General features: G+C 60.7%; 21 protein-coding genes and 1 riboswitch. Of the genes, 15 read left to right on the forward strand and 6 right to left on the reverse strand.

Annotated elements, in window-relative coordinates; genetic code table 11:
• Nucleotides 1–171 precede the first annotated feature (171 nt).
• From AC1DT6_RS27400 to AC1DT6_RS27430, 7 genes are all read left to right on the forward strand, one after another.
• Nucleotides 172–1587: an aminotransferase-like domain-containing protein gene (locus tag AC1DT6_RS27400; RefSeq protein ID WP_441625045.1), complete on the forward strand. Its 1416-nt coding sequence runs from the start codon at nucleotides 172–174 to the stop codon at nucleotides 1585–1587.
• A 1080-nt stretch (nucleotides 1588–2667) separates the two neighbouring features.
• A complete protein-coding gene (gene fdhD / locus AC1DT6_RS27405) occupies nucleotides 2668–3480 on the forward strand; it encodes a formate dehydrogenase accessory sulfurtransferase FdhD (protein WP_477115088.1) in 813 nt (270 codons plus the stop codon).
• Nucleotides 3481–3563: 83 nt separating this feature from the next.
• Entirely contained in the window at nucleotides 3564–4079 is a 516-nt protein-coding gene (locus tag AC1DT6_RS27410; RefSeq protein WP_441625049.1) for a molybdenum cofactor synthesis domain-containing protein, read from the forward strand.
• A 294-nt stretch (nucleotides 4080–4373) separates the two neighbouring features.
• On the forward strand, nucleotides 4374–6392 hold the full coding sequence (locus AC1DT6_RS27415) for an FUSC family protein (protein WP_441625051.1): 2019 nt from the start codon (nucleotides 4374–4376) through the stop codon (nucleotides 6390–6392).
• A 43-nt stretch (nucleotides 6393–6435) separates the two neighbouring features.
• Entirely contained in the window at nucleotides 6436–6648 is a 213-nt protein-coding gene (locus AC1DT6_RS27420; protein WP_441625053.1) for a DUF1656 domain-containing protein, read from the forward strand.
• Entirely contained in the window at nucleotides 6645–7562 is a 918-nt protein-coding gene (locus tag AC1DT6_RS27425) for an efflux RND transporter periplasmic adaptor subunit (protein ID WP_441625055.1), read from the forward strand. Before AC1DT6_RS27420 ends, AC1DT6_RS27425 begins: the two co-directional genes overlap by 4 nt.
• Nucleotides 7559–8998 (forward strand): efflux transporter outer membrane subunit, encoded by a 1440-nt coding sequence (locus tag AC1DT6_RS27430; protein ID WP_477115089.1) that lies wholly within the window; start codon nucleotides 7559–7561, stop codon nucleotides 8996–8998. The genes AC1DT6_RS27425 and AC1DT6_RS27430 overlap by 4 nt, the downstream gene beginning before the upstream one ends.
• A gap of 87 nt (nucleotides 8999–9085) precedes the next feature.
• On the opposite strand, the gene moaD is transcribed toward AC1DT6_RS27430, so the two are convergent.
• Both moaD and moaA read right to left on the reverse strand, forming a co-directional pair.
• Nucleotides 9086–9343: a molybdopterin converting factor subunit 1 gene (gene moaD, locus AC1DT6_RS27435; RefSeq protein ID WP_441625059.1), complete on the reverse strand. Its 258-nt coding sequence runs from the start codon at nucleotides 9341–9343 to the stop codon at nucleotides 9086–9088.
• 44 nt (nucleotides 9344–9387) lie between these two features.
• Nucleotides 9388–10425, reverse strand: a complete 1038-nt coding sequence (gene moaA, locus AC1DT6_RS27440; protein ID WP_441625301.1) for a GTP 3',8-cyclase MoaA — start codon at nucleotides 10423–10425, stop codon at nucleotides 9388–9390.
• Nucleotides 10426–11017: 592 nt separating this feature from the next.
• On the opposite strand from moaA, the gene AC1DT6_RS27445 reads away from it, so the two are divergent.
• The 3 genes from AC1DT6_RS27445 to AC1DT6_RS27455 all read left to right on the forward strand — a co-directional run bounded on the left by AC1DT6_RS27445 (nucleotide 11018) and on the right by AC1DT6_RS27455 (nucleotide 13520).
• Entirely contained in the window at nucleotides 11018–11758 is a 741-nt protein-coding gene (locus AC1DT6_RS27445; RefSeq protein WP_477115090.1) for an EAL domain-containing protein, read from the forward strand.
• Nucleotides 11759–12038: 280 nt separating this feature from the next.
• On the forward strand, nucleotides 12039–12800 hold the full coding sequence (locus tag AC1DT6_RS27450) for a helix-turn-helix transcriptional regulator (RefSeq protein WP_477115091.1): 762 nt from the start codon (nucleotides 12039–12041) through the stop codon (nucleotides 12798–12800).
• Between the two features lie 231 nt (nucleotides 12801–13031).
• A complete protein-coding gene (locus tag AC1DT6_RS27455) occupies nucleotides 13032–13520 on the forward strand; it encodes a nitrate reductase associated protein (protein WP_441625065.1) in 489 nt (162 codons plus the stop codon).
• Between the two features lie 37 nt (nucleotides 13521–13557).
• On the opposite strand, the gene AC1DT6_RS27460 is transcribed toward AC1DT6_RS27455, so the two are convergent.
• A complete protein-coding gene (locus AC1DT6_RS27460; RefSeq protein WP_441625067.1) occupies nucleotides 13558–13914 on the reverse strand; it encodes a hypothetical protein in 357 nt (118 codons plus the stop codon).
• 446 nt (nucleotides 13915–14360) lie between these two features.
• Nucleotides 14361–14720, reverse strand: coding sequence for a hypothetical protein (locus AC1DT6_RS27465; RefSeq protein WP_441625069.1), 360 nt, complete (start codon nucleotides 14718–14720; stop codon nucleotides 14361–14363).
• A 562-nt stretch (nucleotides 14721–15282) separates the two neighbouring features.
• Between AC1DT6_RS27465 and AC1DT6_RS27470 the strand changes: the two genes are divergently transcribed.
• The 4 genes from AC1DT6_RS27470 to AC1DT6_RS27485 all read left to right on the forward strand — a co-directional run bounded on the left by AC1DT6_RS27470 (nucleotide 15283) and on the right by AC1DT6_RS27485 (nucleotide 19472).
• Nucleotides 15283–15600 carry an ArsR family transcriptional regulator gene (locus AC1DT6_RS27470; RefSeq protein WP_441625071.1) on the forward strand — a complete coding sequence of 106 codons (318 nt, stop codon included), beginning with the start codon at nucleotides 15283–15285 and terminating at the stop codon, nucleotides 15598–15600.
• 927 nt (nucleotides 15601–16527) lie between these two features.
• The gene (locus tag AC1DT6_RS27475; RefSeq protein ID WP_441625073.1) at nucleotides 16528–17928 is read left to right on the forward strand and encodes a hypothetical protein; all 1401 of its coding nucleotides are present in this window, start codon (nucleotides 16528–16530) and stop codon (nucleotides 17926–17928) included.
• 322 nt (nucleotides 17929–18250) lie between these two features.
• Nucleotides 18251–18916: a dihydrofolate reductase family protein gene (locus AC1DT6_RS27480; RefSeq protein ID WP_441625075.1), complete on the forward strand. Its 666-nt coding sequence runs from the start codon at nucleotides 18251–18253 to the stop codon at nucleotides 18914–18916.
• Nucleotides 18917–19049: 133 nt separating this feature from the next.
• A complete protein-coding gene (locus tag AC1DT6_RS27485) occupies nucleotides 19050–19472 on the forward strand; it encodes a VOC family protein (protein ID WP_441625077.1) in 423 nt (140 codons plus the stop codon).
• Nucleotides 19473–19579: 107 nt separating this feature from the next.
• On the opposite strand, the gene AC1DT6_RS27490 is transcribed toward AC1DT6_RS27485, so the two are convergent.
• Nucleotides 19580–20425 carry a hypothetical protein gene (locus tag AC1DT6_RS27490; RefSeq protein ID WP_441625079.1) on the reverse strand — a complete coding sequence of 282 codons (846 nt, stop codon included), beginning with the start codon at nucleotides 20423–20425 and terminating at the stop codon, nucleotides 19580–19582.
• A gap of 255 nt (nucleotides 20426–20680) precedes the next feature.
• A riboswitch (FMN riboswitch) is annotated at nucleotides 20681–20834 on the forward strand.
• 80 nt (nucleotides 20835–20914) lie between these two features.
• Here AC1DT6_RS27490 and AC1DT6_RS27495 point away from each other — a divergent pair.
• The gene (locus AC1DT6_RS27495) at nucleotides 20915–21427 is read left to right on the forward strand and encodes a 6,7-dimethyl-8-ribityllumazine synthase (protein ID WP_441625081.1); all 513 of its coding nucleotides are present in this window, start codon (nucleotides 20915–20917) and stop codon (nucleotides 21425–21427) included.
• A gap of 87 nt (nucleotides 21428–21514) precedes the next feature.
• Here AC1DT6_RS27495 and AC1DT6_RS27500 read toward each other — a convergent pair whose 3' ends face one another.
• Nucleotides 21515–23596, reverse strand: coding sequence for a 3-hydroxyacyl-CoA dehydrogenase NAD-binding domain-containing protein (locus AC1DT6_RS27500; RefSeq protein ID WP_441625083.1), 2082 nt, complete (start codon nucleotides 23594–23596; stop codon nucleotides 21515–21517).
• Between the last annotated feature and the right edge of the window lie 32 nt (nucleotides 23597–23628).

A 23628-nucleotide genomic window follows, 5' to 3' on the forward strand; every position in this document is an offset into this window, starting at 1 on the left:
CCCGAGAATCTCTTGGGCTATTGCCTGATGGTATCCGGTGGGGACGCGCTCGGTGCCAGTCAGGCGTTTGTTCGCTATCGTTCCGGCCATCCTGATGACTATAATGAAAGCCATGCCGAAGTGGCGGCGGATCAACTTCGCTCTTCCTCACGAGCTTGAGGAGATGGCAGCTTGAAACTATATGAGAAACTTGTTGCCGAGATCGAGGCCATGGTCTCGCATGGGGTACTCCTGCCGGGAGAAAAGATACCTTCCGTGAGGCAAACCAGCCTGCACCACCAGGTCAGCATGACGACGGTGATACGTGCCTATGTGCATCTGGAGAGCAAGGGCATTATTGAGAGTCGGCCCCAGTCCGGCTATTTTGTACGACGGCGCGCAGGCGAGCCGGTCGGCATGGAACTGCGAGCATCACAGCCGATTCCGATTTCCGCGGAGGTCGACGTTAGCAGGCTTGTGTTATCCACACTTAGGTCGATACGCGGGCACAACGCCGTTCCCTTTGGTTCTCCCTATCCCGATCCGTCCCTGTTTCCCTGGCGGCGCCTTAATCAATATGCAAGCACGATAGCGCGCCGGCATCCGCACTGGGATGTCATGGATGATTTGCCGCCCGGAAACACGCAATTGATAAGGCAAATTGCCCGGCGGCACCTGGAAAATGGACTTTCTGTCGACCCGAACGAGATAATTGTGACGGTCGGGGCAACCGAGGCTATTAACCTATGCCTGCAAGCGGTGGCGCAGCATGGGGACACTGTGGCCGTCGAGTCGCCGACGTTTTACGCAATGCTGCATGCGATAGAGCGCATGGGGATGAAGGCAATCGAGGTCGCGACCGATCCTCGCGAGGGCATCGATCTGGGTGCGCTTTCGAAGATAATCAGCGGACAGAAGATTGCCGCTTGCATGGTGATGCCAAATTTCCATAATCCTCTTGGCTTTCAGATGCCGGATGAGAAGAAGCGGGCGCTGGTAAAGCTACTTTCCGAACACGATATTCCAGTCATAGAGAACGATGTCTACAACGAGCTTTATTATGGAGAGAGCCATCCCGGTTCGCTGAAGTCCTATGACGAAAAAGGACTGGTTCTATATTGCGCTTCCTTCTCGAAGAGCCTTGCAGTCGCCCATCGCATCGGCTGGGCCATGCCTGGACGGTATCGCGATAAAGTGGAGAAGCTGAAATTCCTAAATACACTGACGACCCCCTCGCTCCCGCAGATGGCAATTGCCGAGTATTTAAAAAATGATGGATATGATCATCATCTTCGAAAGGTGAGGCGTACCTACGCTCAGCAAGCTAGCATCATGGTGTCAATGGTGAATCGCTTTTTCCCCGCCGGAACAAGCACTTCGCACCCCGTGGGCGGCTATGTCCTCTGGGTCGAGCTACCGGACAGCGTAGACTCCATGAAGTTGTATCGCAGCGCCCTCGAACAGGGAATCACGGTCGGACCGGGTTATATGTTCTCCCCATCCAATGGGTTCAAGAATTTCATTCGCCTTAATTATAGCTACGCCTGGACGCCGCAGTTGGAGAGTGCCTTGATCACGCTTGGCAAGATAGTTACCTCTTGCATTTGAGTTTCGATTGGAGCCCGCGCGCCCCCTCCGGCACGCGAATGAATGCGACCAAAGGCGCATTTCGAGTATGATTTGGGCATTGAAAGGCACTTCCATGGCAGCCGGAGCGAGGCGAACTTCCGCGACGCCGCGAGACTGTTATCCCCGCTTCTTCGCGCCCCTGTATGCCCCTCCCAACGCCACTGGCGTCTACTCTTGCAGTGCGTCTCGTCCGTCGATAGCACTCGTGAAATTACTGGATGCGTGCCGTTCGAGAATCGCGGAATCAGTAGCCTGATGCACGTACGGCTCATTGCGCCGCTGCGGTGGTTTGAGTGGGCCGCCAGTCACACAATGCGAGAGGGTGTGGGAATGAACGAAAATTCGGATTCGAACAGATATCTGGTGGCGGTGGAGTTTCTGATCGCGCTTGGTGGCGTTGTCATTTTTATGTGCAGCATCCTGGCTTCTAGCCAAATCTAATCATTTCGAATCATAAGCGACAGCTTGCGCTGTCCCCGCGACGTGCCGGATCTCGACGGTCAGGTGGAACGTGCTGCGGTGCTTCAAACATATTCACAAAGTGTTGGTGCCGGCAGCCCGAGGTGCCTGCGCAGAAGTAAGGCGCACTTGGGCAGAGAGTACCCCAGGGTGTGGTTGCCCTCGCCTGCCATCAGCCGTGACTCCCTCACGCCCAGGACTACATTGCTGGTGTTGTTTCGGCGGTGGGTAAGTGTCGGCCTTGGCACCCTCTTGACCGTCTCATCAGAGGGTAGCGGCCGTGCTGCTTCCCCATTTGCCGGGCACCCTTTCTCTCATATTCCTGGCCTGTCGTCGCCTCGATCGAACAACGATCCCGAGGTGGCTGCGTCCTGTCTCCGCGACAGGGCTGTCTTGATTCACGCAAGCCGCAATGTCGAGCGCCCGGCTGAACCCGGCCTCGCGATCGCTTTTCGACGACTGCATCTGTAGTCCTCGCTTGTTGGCCATTCTGTATCTTCGTGTCCGACAACCGGTTCGTACAATGGCTTCAGTGCAATTCACTTCTACTACGAGTGAGCGGCGATCGTCGCCGCGTTGACTATTTCTAGGGGCAAGCCAATGTACTGCGAAGAACGGAGCGAGCGCAGCGGATTCAGGGAGCGCGAGATCGTACGTCACCGTGGCGTGATACAGACACGGGACAACGATAAGGTGGCCGAGGAGTTTCCAATCGCCTTGGTGTTCAACGGCATCTCACATGCCGTGATGATGGCGACCCCGCGCGATCTGGAGGCCTTTGCAGTTGGATTCGCGCTGACCGAGGGAATTGTCGGCAGTGCCCGCGAGATCTTCGATATCGAGGTGTTCATGCGCGAGGATAGCGCCGAGGTGCAGCTGACCGTGGGACAGCCATCCTTTCTCGCATTGAAGGGGCGACGACGTGCGCTTGCCGGACGGACTGGCTGCGGAGTATGCGGAATCGAGAGTATTGAACTTCTGGACTTGCACCCGGAACGCATTGAACCGCCGGCGATGCACGTTGTCGCGACGAATGTCGTCATTGCGCGTGCTGCCGAGGCGCTACAGGACCATCAGTTGCTCATGCGAGCGACCGGCGGCGTGCACGCGGCTGCCTGGTGCAATCCGGAAGGAGAAATTCTCGCCGTGTACGAGGACGTGGGCCGTCACAACGRCCTCGACAAGCTCATCGGTGCCCTGGCCATGAAAAGGATCGACATGAAGGCGGGTTTCGTCTTTCTGTCGAGCCGCGCCAGCTACGAGCTGGTGCGAAAGACAGCGCGAATGAATATTCCAATGCTTGCCACGATCTCCGCGCCCACCTCCCTGGCAATCAGCATCGCCGAGCAGGCGGGCATGAAGCTTGTGAGCTTCTGCAGGAAGGACGGCTTCGTTGAGTACACCGAGATCTGAGCGTAATCACGCCGCAAGCCGCGGACGCGAAGATGCGATCGGGAAGCGCGCTGCGTCGTAATGAGGCTGGAAGAGAAGACCGAATGAACCACGCAAACAATATGTTCCTGAACTGTGCAGTGATGACGGTGAGCGACACGCGAACACCGGATGATGATGGCTCCGGCGACTATCTGGTAGATGTACTCTCACGTGAGGGGCATCGATGTGTAGACCGCGATATTGTCAAGGACAACATCTACGAGATTCGTCGCATCTTTAGCGAGTGGATTGCCGATTCCAGGATTCAGGTGATCATCAGCAGTGGTGGCACGGGCTTCTCCCTGGCGAATTCTCTCCCGGAGGCGGTGAGGCCACTGCTGGACAAAGAGATAACCGGCTTCGGGGAGATCTTCCGGCAGCTTTCCTACGGGGAGGTCGGTAGTTCAACGATCCAGTCACGTGCGCTGGCCGGGTACGCGAACGGGAAGTTGCTGTTCTGTCTTCCCGGAGCCACCAAGTCCTGCGTGACCGCGTGGGAGGGAATCATTCGAGATCAGTTGGACTGCACCTACCTGCCCGGCAACTTTGCGACGCACCTCGCTTCGACAGGCGGGTGATACAAGCGAGCGTGAATTATGGTCGAATTTGATTGTGCACAGGCCATACTTGCCCGCAGCGGATCAGGGCGCAATGGATGGCTACGCGATGCGGCACGCTGATTATCGGCCCGGTTGCACGGTGCCGGTGCAGTAGCGGTGAGAAAGGTCGACACATCAGCGGGCTGCGATTCGCAGTCGCCGGGTCGAGACCGGACGCTGGCTAAAGCTTCTTCTGCAACCCGTCGCCGTGGCCCGGAGCGTCTGGTGATGGGCCATGCTAAATGGAATCAATCGTGAATACAGGTGTGCAACATGGCTAGCTGGCTGAGTGCACGGCAATGGCTCTTTTCGCTAAAGGTGTATGCGGCAGCGATGCTGGCGCTGTACATCGCGCTCGCCCTTGCATTGCCCCGACCCTACTGGGCAATGGCGACGGTCTATCTCGTGTCCAATCCGGTGACGGGAGCGACGCGTGCCAAGGCGGCCTATCGCGTAGTGGGCACGCTGCTGGGCGCAACCGCCGCGGTGGTGACGGTGCCCCTCCTGGTCAATGCGCCTGTGTTGCTGATGGGGGCGATTTCGCTCTGGTCTGGCGCGCTGCTCTATCTATCCCTGCTTGATCGGGCACCGCGCAACTACATCTTCCTTCTGAGTGCCTACACACTGCCTATCGTTGCGCTGCCGGCGGTCAGCCAGCCTGTGGAAATCTTCGACCTGGCCATCGCTCGCGTCGAGGAAATCGCCATCGGGATCGTCTGCGCCGGCATGGTGAGTGCCTTGTTCTTCCCCACGAAAGTGGCGCCGACCTTGCGCGACAGGGCGGCTGTCTGGCTCGGCGACGCGGGGCAGTGGGCCGCGGAAATTCTGTCGGCCGCGCCGGACTCGAATGCGTTCTCGCATGAAAATCGGCATCGCCTGGTATCCGACATTTCCACGATAGACCAGTTGATCAAGCAGCTCTCTTATGACACCGAGGGTACCGAGTCCCTGCGTAATGCCCGCGCACTGTGGGAGCGGATGGCCATGCTGTTACCGTTGCTGTCGTCATTGGCAGGTGTAGTGCGGGCGTTGCGGAGTCAACTGGCTGGCATCCCCGAGGACCTGGCCCGCCATATGACCGAAATGTCGCGCTGGATCCGCGGAGGCTTTTACGGTCCGGCACCGACCCAGATACCGCCAGCCACGCCCCCCGCCGCGAATGGGATGGCACCGGGCTGGCATGCGAGCCTGGTGGCTACCGCCAACGAGCTGTTGCTCGCGCTGGCGGCGTTGGGCGAAGATTGCCGGGCACTGCAACGCAGCATCGGCGACCGGACCACCGGATCCAGCGAATCTCCGCTAAGGGTGCGCGGGCTGTCCGCCGACCGTGCCAGTCATCATGATCACGGCATGTTGCTCTTCTATGCCTGCTCCACCAGTCTTGCTGTTTTTTGCGCGGGCCTGCTGTGGATCGTGTCGCAGTGGGAGGCCGGGGCCGGGGCCGTCGTGCTGGCGGCAGTCACCAGCTGCTTCTTTGCCACGATTGAGGAGCCACGGTCGGCGGCGCATTCCTTTTTGCGGTGGAGCGGCGTCTGTTTCGCCGTGTCCGCCTTTTACCTGTTCGCGGTAGTGCCATATGCGCATGATTTCGTGACGCTGGCTGGCATGCTGGCAGTGCCATACCTTGGGATCGGCTTGCTGCTGCCAAGGCCGGGGTTCAATCTCATCGCGCTGCTCTTGTCGCTGAATACGGCGTCCTTCGCGAACTTTCAGAGTGTCTTTGACGCCAACTTTCTTGCCACCATCAACGGTAGCCTGGCGAGCATCGGCGGCATGCTGTTCGCGCCTCTGTGGGCCATGGCGACACGGCCGTTTGGCGCCCGAGTCGCGGCGCGCCGCCTGATTCGCGCGAGCTGGAAGGACCTGGCGCAGGCTGCCACCTGCAGCGAAGCACCAAAAGTGGCAAAGCTGGGTGGCCGCATGGTGGACCGGCTTAACCAACTTGCGCCGCGGCTGACGGCAAGCGTCGGGAACATGCCTTCGGATGGTTTCGCCGAGTTGCAAATCGGATTCAGCTTGCTGGCCCTGCGGCGCGGTCTGTCCGCCATGCGACCCCAGGCGCGCAGGGCGGTAACCGGTGTGTTGAACGCCGTCGCGAGCCATTTTCGCGCCCGGCTCGGAACCGGGACGGGTTCGGCGTCGCCAGCCACGCTCCGCGCATGTATCGAGAAGGCCATCGGAGAACTTGCCGCCTTCCCGGGCGACGGCACTCGACATGCTCTGGCTGCCCTGGTGGTGCTCCGGCTGACCTTGTATCCGATAGGGAAAGAATCGCAGGAGGTATCACCTTGATCCGGCAATGGCCTTCGGATACCGCGCTGTACACGGAGGGAACATGCTGAGCGGCGAGATCGATGTTTATGGCGTCTTCGTGCCTACCCTGCTGGCGTTGATGCTGGTGACCTTTGCTATCACTACCTGCATGCGCGCGCTGCTCGCCCGCTTCGGCTTCTACCGGTTGGTGTGGCATCGGTCGCTCTTCAATCTTGCCATCTACCTTATCGTGCTAGGCGGCGTAGTCGCCATTGCGCGTTCGCTTCAATCATGAAAATCCATCTTCGTTCGCTCGGCTCTGTGGCGCTGACGTTAATCGCCACGGCGGTTGCCTTTTTTGTCGTCAGGCATCTATGGGATTACTACACCATCGCGCCGTGGACGCGTGACGGCCATGTGCGTGCCGATATCGTGCAGATCGCGCCTGATGTGTCGGGGCTGGTGACGCGTATCCTGGTCAAGGACAACCAGCAGGTGACGCGTGGGCAGCTCCTTTTCGTGGTCGACCAGGCCCGCTATGAGCTTGCCTTGCAGCAGGCCTTGGCTACGGCGACTGCGCAGCGCGTCTCGCTGGCGCAGCTACGCAGGGAGGCAGAACGCAACCGTACCCTGTCCGAGGTGGTCTCCAAGGAGGTCGTCGAAGAGGGTTTCGCCAAGGTCGATCAGGCCGCGGCCGCCTTGGCGCAAGCCGAAGCAGCCGTCGACCTCGCGCGGCTCAACCTTGCCCGCACGAACGTCGTTAGCCCGGTGAACGGCAATCTCAATGACCGGCTGCCACGGCTGGGAGACTATGTGACGACCGGCCGGCCGGTGCTTTCGATGATCGATGTGGACTCCATTTACGTGGAGGGCTACTTTGAAGAGACGAAGCTGCATCGCATACGTATTGGCAATCCGGTGGACGTGCGAATCATGGGCGAGGGCGAGCATCTGCACGGACACGTTCAGAGCATATCGGCCGGCATCGAAGATCGCGACCGTAGCAGTGGATCCAATTTGCTGCCGAATGTGAATCCTACCTTCAACTGGGTGAGGCTGGCGCAACGCGTGCCGGTGCGCATCGCGCTTGATGACGTGCCGTCCGGCGTACGACTTGTGTCCGGCCGTACCGCGACAGTTGCCGTGCGGGAAGCGCCAATGGCAGGGCAGGCGCATCCAGGCGTGGCGCAACTGGAGAAGTCAAAATGAAGAAGAGACTCAGCCTTGCCCTGCTACCGGTACTGATGCCGCTATTGCAAGCCTGTACCACGGTCGGTCCTGATTACCATGTGCCGGCGCATGCCGCCGTGCATGCGCCGCAGGCCAATGGCCCCTTGCTTGGTACGAAGCATCCGGCGGTTTCCCTGGCGCCGGTGCCGGACGCCTGGTGGCGCCTGTACGACGACCCGAGGCTGGACAAGCTGGTCCGGGAATCGCTCACTGCCAATACCGATTTGCGGGTCGCTGCGGCTAACCTGCGGCGGGCCATCGCGATGTATCACGAGGTGGAAGCGGACAACCTCCCGCAGGCAAGCGTCTCCGCGGCAACAGAGCGCACCCAGATCTCTGGCGAGAGCTTCCTGATGAAGGAGAAGATACCGGTCTTCAGCATTGGCGACGTTGGCTTCTCCGTGTCCTACCTGGTTGATTTCTTCGGCAAGCTCGAACGTGCCGACGAAGCGGCCCTTGCAAGCGCCGAGGCGAGTCAGGCCGCGCTCGACATGGCACGCGTCGGGGTTGTCGCAGAGACCGTGCGTGCATATGTGCAAGGCTGCGCGGCCACGCATGAGTATGAAGTGGCCGAGCGGCAACTGGCGTTGCAGGAGCGTGGGGTGGACATCGCCCGCAAGATGGTCGCCGCCGGGCGGGGGCAGCCGGTCGACGCGCTGCGCGCGCAAGCCCAGGCGGAGACCTTGCGGGCCAGCCTTCCGCACTTCAAGGCAGAGCAGGAGAGGGCCGCATACCGGCTGGCCGTCATGCTGGGCAAGCCGCCGGCCGCGCTTCCTGTGGCAGAAGCGGAGTGCCACGAGGAACCGAAGCTGCGCCAGGCGATTCCGGTGGGGGATGGTGCTGCGCTGCTCAAGCGCCGGCCCGATGTACGGCAGGCCGAGCGCGAGCTTGCATCGGCTACGGCAAAAATCGGCGTGGCCACGGCCGATCTCTATCCGTCGGTCAGCATCGGGGCATCGGCGGGCCTCACGGGGCTGCTCAGCGACCTCGGTACGGGGCAGACCGCTCACTGGGCCCTAGGCCCGATGCTGACATGGAACCTCCCGACCAACGGGGTGCGGCCACGCATTCACCGCATGGAGGCGGGGGCCGATGCGGCGCTGGCGAACTTCGATGGCGTGGTGCTCAAGGCGTTGCGGGAAACCCAAAGCGCGCTCAGCGCCTATACCAGGGAGTTGGAGCGCAACCTCGCCCTGAGGGCGGCACGGGACAATGCGAGCGAGGCGGCGCGGCAGAATCGGCTCCTGTACCAGGCCGGCCGCGCGCCCTATCTGTCCAGCCTCGACGCAGACCGTACGTTGGCCGGTTCTGACGCGGCCGTGGCGGCGTCGGATAGTGAGGTGGCGATCGACCAGATCAATCTCTTCCTGGCCCTGGGTGGCGGATGGCAGAATAGCCCGGACGTAACGAAGTGAAAAACTCGTCCCGCCTTCCGGCAAGGACCAGCGCACTGCCAAGAGTAACGCATGGAGATTTGCGCGGCCCTCTTTTGCGAGAGAAATTCAGCCACCAGTAACAGGCGGGAAGAAAGCGATCTCGCTTCCGTCGAGTAGCGGGAAGGCACTATGCCGGACCGCATGGTCGACGGCTACCCGTACGGGGCGATCGTCCGAAAACGCGTCTTGAAGCGCTGGCCGTGTCTGCGCAAGCCATTGTTTGAGGCTGTCGACCGTGAGCGAATCCGCATCAACATGGACTACCTCTTCGGAGACCCCTACGGTCTCGCGGATACTTGCAAAGTACTTGATTGTTAGCCTCATCTTTTTACCTTATGCATAAGGGTTAAAGCTGACCATGGGAATACCTAGCCGCCGACCAGCGACATGCGGACAGTCGGATACGACTTCTTTCCGTTGCTGGCCAGTCTCTCGGTACGTAGCTCGGAATAACGGTCGTCTCGTCGCTCCCAGCGTGAGCGAATCGCATCACGCAGCGCCTCTGGCGAGGTGGATTCGGTGAGCCACTGCCGCAGGTCGACGCCTCGCTCAGCAAACAGACACAAGAACATCCGACCATCGGCGGAGACCCGCGCCCGCGTGCAGTCGCCACAAAACGGCTTGGAAACGCTCGAAATGAACCCCACTTCACCGCCGCCATCGGTGTACAAAAAGCGTTGCGCCGTATCGCTGCCGCGAAATCCCGGACGAGGAACCAGGGGATATGCCTGCGCAATGCGGTCCCTTACGTTTTCCGATCTCAGGACACGCTGCATGGACCATGACTCGGCACCACCCACATCCATGAACTCAATGAAGCGCGGGGTCACACCGCTATGCCGGAAGTATTTTGCCAGTGGGAGAATCTGACTATCATTGACGCCCTTTTCAATAACGGTATTGACTTTGACGGTATCGATCCCTGCGTTCCGGGCGGCCTCTATGCCGTCCAATACCTTGCCGACAGGGAAGCCGACGTCGTTCATGTGCCGGAAGACCGCGTCATCCAGGCTGTCAAGGCTGACGGTTACTCCGGCCAGGCCAGCATCCTTTAATGCCCGCGCCTTCGCAGCAAGGAGTGTGCCGTTTGTGGTCAGCACGATCTCGACGGGCCTTCCATCAGGGGTGGTAAGCCGTGCAAGCGCTTCGACGAGTTTCTCAATATCCTTGCGCAAGAGCGGTTCTCCGCCAGTTAGCCGGACCTTTTCGACGCCCAGACTGACGAACCCTTTGGCAATCGAGACCATCTGCTGGAAAGAAAGCCGGGATCCCGCCTTCAGGAAAGGATAATCCTTTGTGTAGATCTCCTTTGGCATGCAGTAGGTGCAGCGGAAATTGCACTGGTCAATCACCGATAGGCGCAGGCTCTTGAGCGGCCGTTGCAGCTGATCCAGGCAGACAGGCATGCGCGTCGATATGGCATCGAAGGCAGAGGGGCTCTCAAACAGAAAGGGATCTTGGACTCCAGCCTTAGCGTCTGTACTCACTTTAATGTCCTTTACGCCGCGCATGGCGTTGTCTTGTCAGCCGGTGATTTGCCGGGATGCATCGAAGGGGCCGGCAGGGCACTTGCGACTTCTACTTGACTGGGAGCATAGCGGTGACGGCCTGTTGGCCCCGCATACAGTGGACTACGCGTTGTAGCAGTACAGTTCCGGGCGGCTCCGCCGGTCGGATCGCTAGTGCGGGTCGGGGATGTCAGTCGCTTGCGCCGTCGCAGATGGCCGGCAGGGATGAGCGAAGAGGAGCCGGAGCCGCTTGGAGCGGCAAGCCCGATATCTCGGTGCGAAGAAGGCTGCCTAGGGTGCTCCGCACGCGGCTCTGCGTCGATTCCACCTGTCTAACCCACTACACAACGGTGTAGCTGGAGCGATTGCTGGATCGCGGTAGACTTTAAACGTCACACCTGGTCAGGCGAAGGGACAACGGATCCGCATCCCTGAAACCTCTTGTTGCAGATACCTGAATGTGATTGGCGACATTATCCGCGGAGAAAATGTGATCCGAGAGTACATCGAGGCGCGAGAAGCGCTCGCGAGCCATAAGTTCTTCTTTGACCTCCAGCCGATAGTGAGACTACCGGATGGCGGGACCTTCGGCTATGAGGCATTGCTTCGCCGCAAGACTGGAGATACGGTGCTGCGTGCCGCCGATTTCCTGGAGGTATTCGAGGCGGAGGCATTGGCCAATCAGATTCAGGCGCAAGCGCTACAGGCGCTGGATCCATACACCGTCGGTGAGCGTTGTTTCCCATTGAGTATCAATGCCACGCCCAGGCAGCTATGCAGTTCGGCCTTTCGCGAGCAGTTGCTGGAATTTGCCGCGAGGAACGATATCAAACCAAGCCTGATCGAGATCGAGGTGACGGAACGGACGCTGCTCTCTGCCATTGACGGGGCGGCGGAGGCCATGGGCCGCCTGCATCGGTGTGGCTTCAGGATTTGTATCGACGACTTCGGTGTCGGCTTCTCTTCTTTGCTATATCTAAAGCTCTTTCATTTTGATTGCATAAAGATAGATAGAGCGTTCATTGTGGATATTGTGGAGAACAAGCGAAGCCAGGATATCGTGGAAGTGATATGCGGATTGGCTGCGCGATTTGGCGCCAACGTCGTTGCGGAGGGTATCGAAACCGGTGCGCAGCGTGAGATCGTGACCGCATGTGGTGTTGGTTTCGGGCAAGGCTATTTATTCGGGAAGCCCAGGCCGCCATGCATGCTCTGGCCCGGGTTTCCATAGGCACTGGGAAGTGTCGCGTAGCCGCACGAACGGGAAGATCCGGAAGATGAACCTCGGTGCGGGTGCGGGCGTCGCACTTGCACCTTCTCTGAGAGATCGTGACGACTTCCTGTCGTGGCTCCTTGCTGGCGCCAGCTGTGCTCTTTGGGAGAGGGCTCGTCTGTAACTGATGGCGCAAGGCAACCCCTATACACTGCCTCCGGAGCCATGAAGGATGCGTATCGCGGTCCATGCGTGGAAGTTTGATTTTTTGCAGGTGCGGTAACGCTTGTTCGGACGTATGATTCATCTTAAGCAGAACTCCGTTGATGATGGTTTAGCGGATATTCACACAGAGATTCTGGCAAATATTGATCGGTCCAGTAAGATCCAGGACATTTGTGGAAACCTGGAACGTTCCACCCGTCTTCTCGGATTCACGCATTTCCACCTGCAGTACAACCTGTATGTGACGGGGAGGGAGTCTTCGGTTGGAAGCCTGACAAACCTCTCGAACGGGCGAAATCTGACTTTGCAGGATTACAGCCCGGTGCTTGCAACGCTTGCGAGCGAGGCACTCGATTCATTGGTGCCCATGCTATGGGCCGGACCTATCCAGTTGCAGAGAGAGAGCCCGGATCTCTCACTTCCGGCGGACTCGACAATGGGCGCGGCAATCATATTGGCCGTGCATACGCCACGAGGGACCGGTGGATTCCTTGCTCTGTTGAGCGCGCGGCCGCTCAATGCGGAAGGCCCGGAATTTCGCAACGCTAAACTGTACGGTCCGGCCATTGCGCAGCGTACCGTCAATTCCGTCAAGTCCATCCTGTTCTCGTCGAAGAATTTTGTAGTGGGTTTGACCGCCCGTGAGATAGAGACCCTGAGGTGGGTTGCCGCGGGGAAGACTTCCTGGGAAGCGGGGAGGCTTCTTGGCATTACAAAGCACGGCGTGTCGCACCACATGCGTAATGTGATGAGAAAGTTGGAAGTTTCGAGCAGGCTTCAGGCAGTGCAGAAGGCGATTGCGCTGGGGTTGCTCACAACACGATGGTGGGACTAGTGCCATGGGTACTCATGGACCCGGCGGGGGTCCTGCACTGCCGGCCACCTCTCGCACGGGCCGGCCAGGACGACGACGTGCGGCTCCCCGTATATGGAAATTCCCCCGGTGTCCTATACTTTAGGCGCGCAACGGGATGTGGCTTGGACGCGGTGTTTGCCTGCGTCGTGAGATAACGGCACAGGGCGTTGGACTTTCATCTCACTGCGTTTTCAGTTTGAGGGGATCGACATGTTTCTTTATGAGAAATTGCCATTATTTGTGTTTGAGATAGAAGCGTGCGAAAACCTCAAATACGTACCCATGTGCGTCCGGTTCAATCTGGATTTTTATGGATACACATTCTCTCTTGCGGAGTGGCAGGCCCTTCCTCTCGACGCGCGTGAGATGCTCGCGGGTTTCCCGGCGGCCACGGATGGGAAGGAGAGCGGTTTCGTGTCGGAGCTTCAGCGCCTGGTCCAGCAATATCTGAACAAGACGCCGGAGAAGTTCACGCCAGATCCGGGCTCTCCATGGCATCAGGTATCTGCGATTCCTGACGCCATCCTGACGCAATTCTCCCTGGTCGAATTGGCACCGATGACTCCCGACGTCTGGTCCGGGTTATCGCTTCTCAAGCGATATGTGCTGACAAAGTTGTCCGCGCGCGGCGTCAAGAACCACTGCTTTGTTCCTGCGCTGCTTGAGTTTGGGCTTGTCAGGTCAAAGATACCGGACTGATTGGCGCCGATTTGCCCGACGCCAGAATCACCGCTTTTCAGGCAGGCATGCTGTCTGCGGGAGCCGAACTGTGGCCCGGCGGCGCCGAGGGGCCGGTTCGATCCATTCCGGCGAGTTGGATCGAGCCTGGGAGAACGGATGCAGCATGGCTGATGTCCGCCAGGGGAGCGGGCGGGCCATTGGCACGTGCGCCGTCACTGAACGGATCGCGGGAGCGGTCGATGCGCGCACCATCGGTGAAGGGATCTCGCTTGCCCCGGTGCAAGTCATAGCCGTACTTGTCGCCGGGGAATGTGCTGTCCCTCGGCGCGGTGGCTTGAGCTGGCAAAGCAGTCATGGCGCTCGCGCACACGAGTGCGGTAGAGAGTAGCGTTTTCAGTAGCGCGGTTTGCATGGTTATCTCAATTCAATCARGAAGAGAAAGGCAGCAGGTATGGCGACCGGTGTCTCTGACGCTCGGTGCAGATGCAGAGTCGGCATCTCGGTCTGCGGTCGCTAACCTGATGTTTTTGCAGTAGGGAGGTGGCAGCGTGTCATGCGGCCTTCTGTGGAGTGCCGGAGGCGGTTGTGCTACCTGAAAATTGGGACGGCTTTTGATTTTGATGCTGCTTGGACTGTATCGCCGCGGCGCGCGCGCGCTCGATGACGGTCCAGTCCGGACCTGCGATTGCTGACAGCGACGAGGCAAGAGCAGCAGCTCCGGCGAGTGCAAGGAATAGCGGTTTGATGCTAGGTTTCATTTTGATGCTTAGGTTTCAGTATGTATACCTGGAATCGAGGATATTGGCTTTGCGAGCAATTCGCCAATATGACTTCCGATGAAGTGACAGCCCGTTACTGTCAGGCAGCCTGCTCGCTATTGTCGGATGCGTTTGCCGGAGGTGCCGAGACACCGGTGCGGTCACGACCGGCGACGCTAAAGGTCTTGTCGGAGGTGTTCACGGCCTGGCTGCGGGCGCCATCGGTATAGGGGTCACGGGCAGTACCGATCCTGGCTCCGTCGGTATAGGGATCGCGGGCGTCGTCAACCCGGGCGCCGTCGGTGTACGGGTCACGAGTGCCTACATGCAGGTTGTAGCCGGATTCATCTCCGGAAAAGGTACTGTCCTTCACGGTAACGGCGCCTGCCTGGGCCATCGAAAGGAGTGCCGTGCCAAGAATGGTGGCGGAAAAAAGCGTCTTGATCAGTTTGTTGCTCATGGTATTGCCCTCTATCTGTTTTTTAAAAGAAACGTATCGGAAAGGCGCATCCCATGTGGCTTGCTTGATCGGGACACCGTTTGTTCTTGCGCTTTCCGTGGACTGAATATTAGTAGGCGCGGAAGCTTGTCAACGCGTACACCTTGCCCGAAGAAAAAGAAGCACAGTCCTCTGGAATGAGGCCAAGGCCCATGGAGGGGCGACTGCTAGCGCACGCGCGGGGGCGCGGCATGACGATCGGCGGGACTTTGGCATCGGGCGGAGTGCCACGTGCCCCCGTTTGGTCGCATCCGTGTCAATGCAATCGTGAAGGTCGCCAGGGGATATCTTGATCTGCTTGAGGATCGCTTGGACTGTGCCGATGCAGAAGCTGACTAGCTACTAGCTACTAGCCGGAAGTGCGGTTGGGGGCATATCATGGGTCGCGCTCGCTAGCGAGCCTGCATTGGGCGTGCGCCATCTGTGCTCCAACGTGGCGTTAGCTTCTGTAGTCTATCCCTGCCAGTGCGGAAACTATTATCGTGAGTGGGCGCAGGTTGCGCATTGTTGAAGAGGCGAGCAGATGTCAGCGATTAAAAGAAATATCGGAGAAGATACCAATCCTATCGGGGCGGAAATTGCGGGCGATGATGTTGGCATGGATCCCATACTTGCGGAACTGCTGGCACAGCTTTGGTGTGCCGCACAGGGTGCTCCTGAAAAGCGGTGGTCGTTGGCGAAACTAAGCAAACAAAGCGGGATGCAGATGAGTACGCTTCGTCGGTATCTCACCGAGCTCTCAGCTGCGGGCATTGTTGATGTGCTGGTTCGCGAAGACGGAACCGGTATTGCAAGCCTCACTGGCAGCGGGAAGGAACTGTGCGCATTGGCCTTCATGTAGCTTGGGAGGGCAGGCGCCGTCTGAGCCGAGGTTGTTCGAGGCTGTAGGGCGGTGATCGGGACGATAGCCCATGCAGCATCAAGACGGCCTGGCGCTGACATCCTGCTGCAAAAAGCACCGAGCCGGCGAATTGTTCGCCACGCTGCGCGGCAGCATCCTTTTCGTCCCTCATGCTTGACTAAGCATATAGAGCATCCCCCACGTAAGTGGGGACTCCGCAACCGAATTCGGCTTTGCCCCGGCTCCAATTTGGGATAACGTTGTAGAGACAGGTAAAACAGCACCGCGCAACTCGGCGCGCCCCGGCGGCGGCCCTGCGGTAGCCTGTTGATACCATTGCCGCTTGATCGCTCAGGTCCGCAGTTCACACGTCACGTTCCGGGGGGAAATCGTGTGCGCAAGCTACTGACGCAATTGCTGCGTCCGTTCGGACGCATCAGTACGACCGCCATTGCACCTGGCGCGCCGCCGCTTGGCCTGCTTAGCACGATCGTCGTGCATTCGCTCTACACAGACTTGCTGGAAAGCATGCGCGCCCGCGATTCAAGAGCGGCACCGACGATATCGTCCAGCAGATCGATACGCGTTCCGGCTCTACACCGACGTCCCGCGCAAGGAGGCAACTCAGCCGTTCGGAGGGCTGCGTTGGCTCACTATTCTCTCCGCCGACGTCCGGGCCATGGCGCGCCCGCAACACTACCTGAAGGGTGCGGTGCCTGCGGCCGGGCTGATCAATACCACGCTGTTGGGGCCCCGCCCACTGGCACCCACTTTTAGCGATGGCCGGGCGTGCGTGCAGAGGCTGCGGGATCGGTTGAGAAGTGCCGAGCCGACTGACTGACTGACTGACTGACTGACTGACCATAGGCGCTTTCGTGGCACCCCGCCCACGCCCGGGCGGGGCGCCGTTCTGCCGGAGACGATGCGATGATAGATGCATTGCTGTTCAGCAAGCCGTTTACTTTCCTGGCCTGTCCACCGATAGCGGAACTCAAGGAAGCCATCGATGCGCTTAACGCGCTGCCGGGACATTCGCGCTGGCTCAATGACGAAGACACCATCCGTCGCGTTCATGTGCCTGCCTTTGTCGAGCAGAGCCGCCAGGCCCTGGAGGCGCTTGTTCCCGGCAGATCCCTCATGGTCGATAGCCTCTCCGAACGGATTCGGCACGCACCGCGCGTGCTACAAGAGTTGCGCGAGCACGGCCCCGAGGTGGCAGCTGCCGCTCACTCCTACTTCTACTGGCGCTACTCGGCCGACGTGCTCGGACGGGCGCAGGGCATTCCGCGCAGTGCGCTGGAGCGTCAGTTTGGCAGGGTGGCGGCTCGCGATGGGTCGCACAAGATCATCTGGGACTGTCCATGTTGCGATCAGCCGGCGCGATACCAGGTTGATGGGCTACTTGCCATCCAGCGCCCGTCGCGCCAGGGCGGCTTTGCGCTCGAATGCGATCATTGCGGGCATCAGGAACGGGTGTATGCCGGATTTCTGCATTACGGGCGTCTCCAGTGCCAATGCGCCGCGTGCAAGAGCTATGTTGGCATTCTTGCGTATGACATGGCCAGGGCCGCGCGAAAGCTTGCTGAGAATATCGAGAACTACGCCTGGATCCAAGCCGCCGAGACCCTTGCCGAGATCGAGGAATACAAGGACGAGTCCCTGCAGATTCTCTACCGCCGGGCTAGCCCGTCACGCAATGCCGGTTCCTTCGCAGTGGAAGTCACGTCTGGCAGGCACGAATCGATGGCCGCCATTCTAGCGAGCCTGGACCCTGGCCTGGAAGGCAGCATTGAGAAGAATCCCAGGGGCTGGGCATTGCTGTGCGAACTGCTGCGCGAAGGCGTGGTTGACGCGGAATGCCTGATCTACCAGGAAGCCGACCGCGAGCGCGTCGCGCTGCAGCTCTCACTGCTGGAAGAGCCTTCCCCCACAACGGAGGGATTGCCGCAGAAAAATCTTGAAACTGTGCTGCAAGGATATCAGCCCGCATCTCGCGAGTCCTTCGTGGCATGGCTGAAAGCAAGCATGCAATTGGGGCTTTTCACCAGCAAATTCTGTACTGCGGTGGAGGTCACCTGGAGACCCAATGTGCAGCGCTGCGAACTCGTTGCCAGCAACCAGGGCGGCCAGCCCCGCGAGCTTCCGGACGATGCGACGCCGAGATCGGCCGCAACCTTCGCAGCGTCTTCGAAACGAGCGCCTCACGCCGACGCCGAAATCGAAGCGGTGACGCTACTGAGATCACTGGGGTACATCATTGTGGCGCCTGCGGTAATCGAAGCGCATGGCTACTCCAGGCTGGAGGAATGCACGCCACTCAACAAGTAGCCCCGCGTAGCATGCCTTCTGCTGCCAATTCTCATTGGAGGCCGGGAGCCAAACAACATCGTCGACCAGGATCATCGGGCCGGCAAGCGCGCCACCCGGCCGATACGTTTTAGCTTCCGCATATATCGGCAGAAAACGGGGCAATGCCGCTGTGCGATGCGAGGGGTGATAAGGAACACGGAGGGAGACGATATTCTTCATGTCGCCTGTCGATACCGCGTGTCCTCGATCGTCTAAGCTTTGATGCGGCGCGCGTTGCGATCCGCAGGCCGGGCCGGAGCGCTGGTCCGCCAAAAGACATGGCATTCACGGAGAGGCACGTATGTCCAGGTTACGAGTTCACTGCTTTTCGGTTTCCATTGATGGCTACGGCGCCGGCCCAAGCCAGAGCCTGGCGGATCCGCTTGGCGTGGGAGGCACTGCGTTGCATGAATGGGCCATCGCCACGCGCACGTTCCGGCACATGTTCGGCGGCGATGGCGGTACGACGGGCGTGGATGACGATTTCGCGGCGCGCGGATTCAGCAACGTCGGTGCCTGGATTATCGGTCGCAATATGTTCGGTCCTGTCCGTGGTCCATGGCCCGACGATCTCTGGAAAGGATGGTGGGGACCCAATCCGCCTTACCACACCGAGGTCTTCGTGTTGACCCACCATCCCCGCAAATCGGTCTCGATGGACGGCGGCACAACCTTTCATTTCGTCACCGAAGGTATCCATGATGCGCTGAAGCAGGCGAGGGATGCGGCACGCGGGCGAGACGTACGGCTTGGCGGAGGCGTAGCGAGCGTGCGGCAGTATCTGCGCGCCGGCCTGGTGGATGAGCTGCACCTGGCCATGGTGCCGGCCGTGCTGGGCGCCGGAGAGCCCCTGCTGACCGGTATCGATCTCAAAGGCCTGGGCTACGAATGCACCGAGCATGTGGGAACGCCGGTGGCGATGCATGCCGTTCTGACGCGGCGGGCCGCCGCGGCACCCGCGGCGTGACCGGATCAACGTCCGGGAAGTTTGTAACAAGAGGGCAAGTCCTGTCGATCCGCGGGCTGTCCACGCGTCGTGCCAGTGCGGGGACGACCGGTTCGGCCCTGTGATCGCCAAGCTAACAGCGAAAGGACTCCATATGACCCAAGCCATCGCATACCTCGCCTTCAACGGCAATTGCGCCGAAGCCATGCGCTTTTACGAGCAAGCCCTCCGTGGCAAGCTCGAAGTGCTGATGAGTGGCGCTGACTCACCCATGGCCGACCAGATCCCGAAGGAGTTCGCCCATCGCATCCTGCATGCACGGCTCGTGCTGCCTGGCGGTGGCACGCTTTTCGGGGGAGATTGCCCGGCGCACCTGCCCTATGAGGGCATCAAAGGGGTGTCCATCGCGGTCGACTATGCGACCACCGCGGAAGCGGAGCAGGTCTTTGCTGCCCTCGCYAGCGGCGGCCAGGTGACCATGCCCATGCAGCCGGCCTTCTGGGCCAGGCGCTGGGGCATGCTGACCGACAAGTTCGGCACCCCGTGGATCGTCAATGGTGAACCGCTGCCAGTCTGAGGTGGCTGACGAAGCACAGGGCGTGTGTATGTGCCAATGGCGCGCGTGGCTTGCGGGTTTGCGCGCGTCATGAGCCTGCTTCCACTTGCCCCGGCACGCATGGCTTCCTATGCCGGCACCAGCGCCAGGAGCAGAAGCAGCAAATTGAGGGCGATCAGCGCAAACAGGACGAGTCTGGCCGCCGGTACGGGCGCGTGCGGTGCGTGGTCTCTCGGGAAGCCGCCGTGCCGTTTGCGCGTCCGCCGGTAGGCCAGGCCCACACCGATCACGCCAGCGCAAGCCAGCGCGCCAAACGAGCCCCTGGCGACGGGAGATGGCTTGCTTGCGACCGGCATCACCGGAGGCTTCACCGGCAAATTCCGCAGCGAAGTGTCGGTCGTGGGGGCGCGTACGGCCTGTTCCGTGCTGCGTTGCGTCACGTTCAGCGGAGCTTGCGCTTGCGAATTCTGCCTGGGCGGCAAAGACACAACGACTTCGCCACGCCTTGGCTTGCCGCGAGCCTCGATATTCTGCGGCTTTTCCGCAAGCGGCATGGCGACGCGCTCCTTCGGTTGAGCGCCGACTCGCGTGGACTTTCTCTGCGCGGCGTACCTGTGCCATTGCGCGAAGACATCGTCCATGCAGGTCACCGAGTCGCAGGCGTCGCGCTTTTTGCGCCACGCAACAATATCCGCTTGGCGAATCGCGCCATGCCGCAGCAGCCTCTGCTGCTCGGCGTAGATGCGGTCGTATCCTATGGAGAGGAGTGCGTAATCGCAGATCAGGGAATCCGCGGGCGGGCGGCGATTGCCCGTTTGCTTGGCGCATGGCTGCCCGCCTGCCACCGTGTCTTCGCAGCTGGCCGAGGCTCCCCGGCGGGCTGCCTTGCAAACGATGTCAGACGCCTGCGCGCCTTCAGTGGAGCAAAGACCCAATGCGACGAGGATGGCCAGGCGGCTCATGATCCTGTTCATCGTGTCTCCTCATGGAAGTGGCGACTTCGCCTCTGAGGTTCAACCTGGATGAGATTTGCATTGTGCGACAACTTCACGGCCGCTGCACGTGCGGTGCCACACGTTCTCCGCGACGGTCGGGCGCCTCATCCCGGTGGTGCCGTCGGCTCGATTGGCGCCCATACCTTCCATGGCGTCCGGACTAGTCCGTTCTGGCCAAAACCCGATCCGCATTCCCGGCGTATAATCGCCTGCGCTGCGGGCCAAGGCCCGCAGCAGCGTTCTCAGGGCGGGGTGAAAGTCCCCACCGGCGGTGATGGCGATTGATTCGCATAAGCCCGCGAGCGCCCGGCTTCCCCAAGGCCGGGGTCAGCAGATTCGGTGTGATTCCGAAGCCGACGGTCATAGTCCGGATGAAAGAGAATCGCGACGTTCATGCCTCTGCCCGGAAGCGGCGGGGGCGCGGGCTCGTGCGCCCTGATTCTGGTAACCCCTGCTAAAAGGCAACCCATGAATCAGCCCTACTCCTCGTTTCAACAATCCGCTGCCGGCCTGCCGGACCCGCGGCACACTCCCGCTGCCAACCGCTTTGCGTTTATCCATGCCCAGTGGCATGCCGATATCGTCCATCGCGCACGCGACGCCTTCCTCGCGGAAATGGCCGCGCAAGGCATTTCCCGCGATGTGATCGATGTGTTCGAAGTCCCCGGTGCATTCGAGATTCCCTTGCACGCCAGCAAACTGGCCGCTACCGGGCGATACGCTGCGATCGTGGCGAGCGCCTTTGTGGTCGATGGCGGCATCTACCGCCATGAGTTCGTTGCCGATGCCGTCATCGGCGGACTGATGCGCGTGCAGCTGGACACAGAAGTGCCGGTCCTGTCGGCGGTGCTTACGCCGAAGGATTTTCACGAACACGAAGAGCATCGCCGCTTCTTCAGCGAACATTTCGTAGTGAAAGGCAAGGAAGCGGCCCAGGCCTGCGTCAAGACCGTTGAAAGCCTTGGCAAGCTGGTAGCCTAACTGCGCACATGACTTTGCCCGGCCAGCACGGCGGCGCCGCGCTGGCCGGGCAATGACATCACCGGGTAGCACCCGGCCGGCCCGCTTTTACTTCAGGTCGCTGAATGTCTTCCCCTGCGCGGCCAGGTCCACCAACAGTTTCGCCGGCCTGAAATCCGGGCCAAGTGTGGATTCGAAGCGCCTCAGCGTGGCCAGTACCTTGTCCAGGCCAATGGTGTCGGCATAGCACATCGGACCGCCGCGATACACTGGCCAGCCATATCCGTTGACCCACACCACGTCGATGTCCGACGCGCGGATGGCCTTGCCTTCCTCAAGGATCTTCGCGCCTTCGTTGATCATCGTGTAGACACAGCGCTCGAGGATTTCCTGCTCCGAGACGACGCGGCTCGTCTTCCCCTGTTTGGCGGCGAAGTCGCGGATGATCTGCTCGACCACGGGCGAGGGTTTCGCGTTGCGCTTCTCGTCGTAGTCGTAATAGCCCGCGCCGGTTTTCTGGCCGCGGCGGTCCATCTCGCACAGGATTTCACGCAGCGTCGAGCTGCTGCTCTTCTCACGGATCCAGCCGAGGTCCAGGCCGGCCAGGTCGCTCATGGCGAACGGGCCCATCGGGAAGCCGAAGTTGTAGAGCACGCGGTCGATATCCCACGGCAGCGCGCCTTCCAGCACCAGCTTCTGCGCTTCGCGCTGACGCTGCGCGAGCATGCGGTTGCCGACGAAGCCCGGGCAGACGCCGACCAGCGCGGCGATCTTGCCGATCTTGCGCGCCAGTTCCATGGACGTACGGATCACGGGCCTGGACGTCTTGTCCCCGCGCACCACTTCCAGCAGCTTCATGACGTTGGCCGGCGAGAAGAAATGCAGGCCGATCACGGATTCCGGGCGCGACGTGGCGCAGGCGATCTCGTTGACGTCGAGCGCGGACGTGTTGGTGGCAAGGATCGCGCCGGGTTTGGCGATCTTGTCGAGCTTGCCGAAGATGTCCTTCTTCACGTCCATGTTTTCATAGACGGCTTCGATCACCAGGTCGGCGTCGGCCAGCTGGCCTAGATCTAGCGTGGGGGTCAGCAGCGCCATGCGCTTGTCCACATCGGCGGCCGTGATGCGGCCCTTCTTTGCCGTGTTGTCGTAATTGGCGCGGATGGTGCGCACGCCGCGATCGAGTGCTTCCTGCGCGGTTTCCACGATGACGACGGGAATACCGGCGTTGAGCATGTTCATGGCAATGCCGCCACCCATGGTGCCGGCGCCGATGATGCCGACCGTCTTCACGTCGATGGTGGGGGTATCCGCGGGGATATCCGGCAGGTTCCAGACCTGGCGCGAGGCGAAGAAGTAGTAGCGCTGCGCGGCCGATTGCGTGCCGTTCATCAGTTCGAGGAAGAGCTTGCGCTCCACCTTCATGCCTTCGTCGAACGGCAGGTTGACCGCGGCCTCGATGCAGCGGATGTTGTACTCGGGCGCTTCGAACCCGCGGAACTTGCGGGCGTTGGCCTTGCGGAACTCGGCGAACAGCTCGGGCCTGCCGCGCGCGGCTTCCACTTTCTCATTGAGGTCGCGCACCTTGCGCAGCGGCCTTTGCTCGGCGTTGATGCGCCTGACGAAGGCAATGGCGTCGGCGCGCAGCGCGGCGTCGTCCGTGACCAGGTCGAACAGCCCCATCTCGGCAGCCGCGGCGGCCCCGACGTGCATGCCGGACGTCACCATCTCCAGCGCCTTGGCGGGTCCGACGATGCGGGGCAGGCGCTGGGTGCCGCCGGCGCCGGGCAGCAGCCCCAGATTGACTTCGGGCAGGCCGCATCTGGCGGACCTGGCGGCCACGCGGTAGTGGCAGACCAGCGCGACTTCCAGCCCGCCGCCGAGCGCGGTGCCGTGGATAGCCGCGACCACGGGCTTGGGCGAGTTCTCGATCGCGGCCTGCACGTCGGCCAGCGACGGGCCGGACGGCGGCTTGCCGAACTCGGTGATGTCCGCGCCGGCGATAAAGGTCTTGCCGGCGCAGGTAAGGACAATGCCCTTGACCTTGCTGTCGGCGATGGCAAGCTCGACGCCCTCCAGGATGCCGGTGCGCACGGCAGCCGACAAGGCGTTGACCGGAGGGGAGTTGAGCGTGAGGACGGCGATGTCGCCTTCAATGGTGAGATCGGCGACGGCGTTGACGGCTGTCATGTGGGTTGGCTCCAATTGGTCTGCGTAGGTGA

Source organism: Cupriavidus sp. 01L45 (assembly GCF_056399885.1).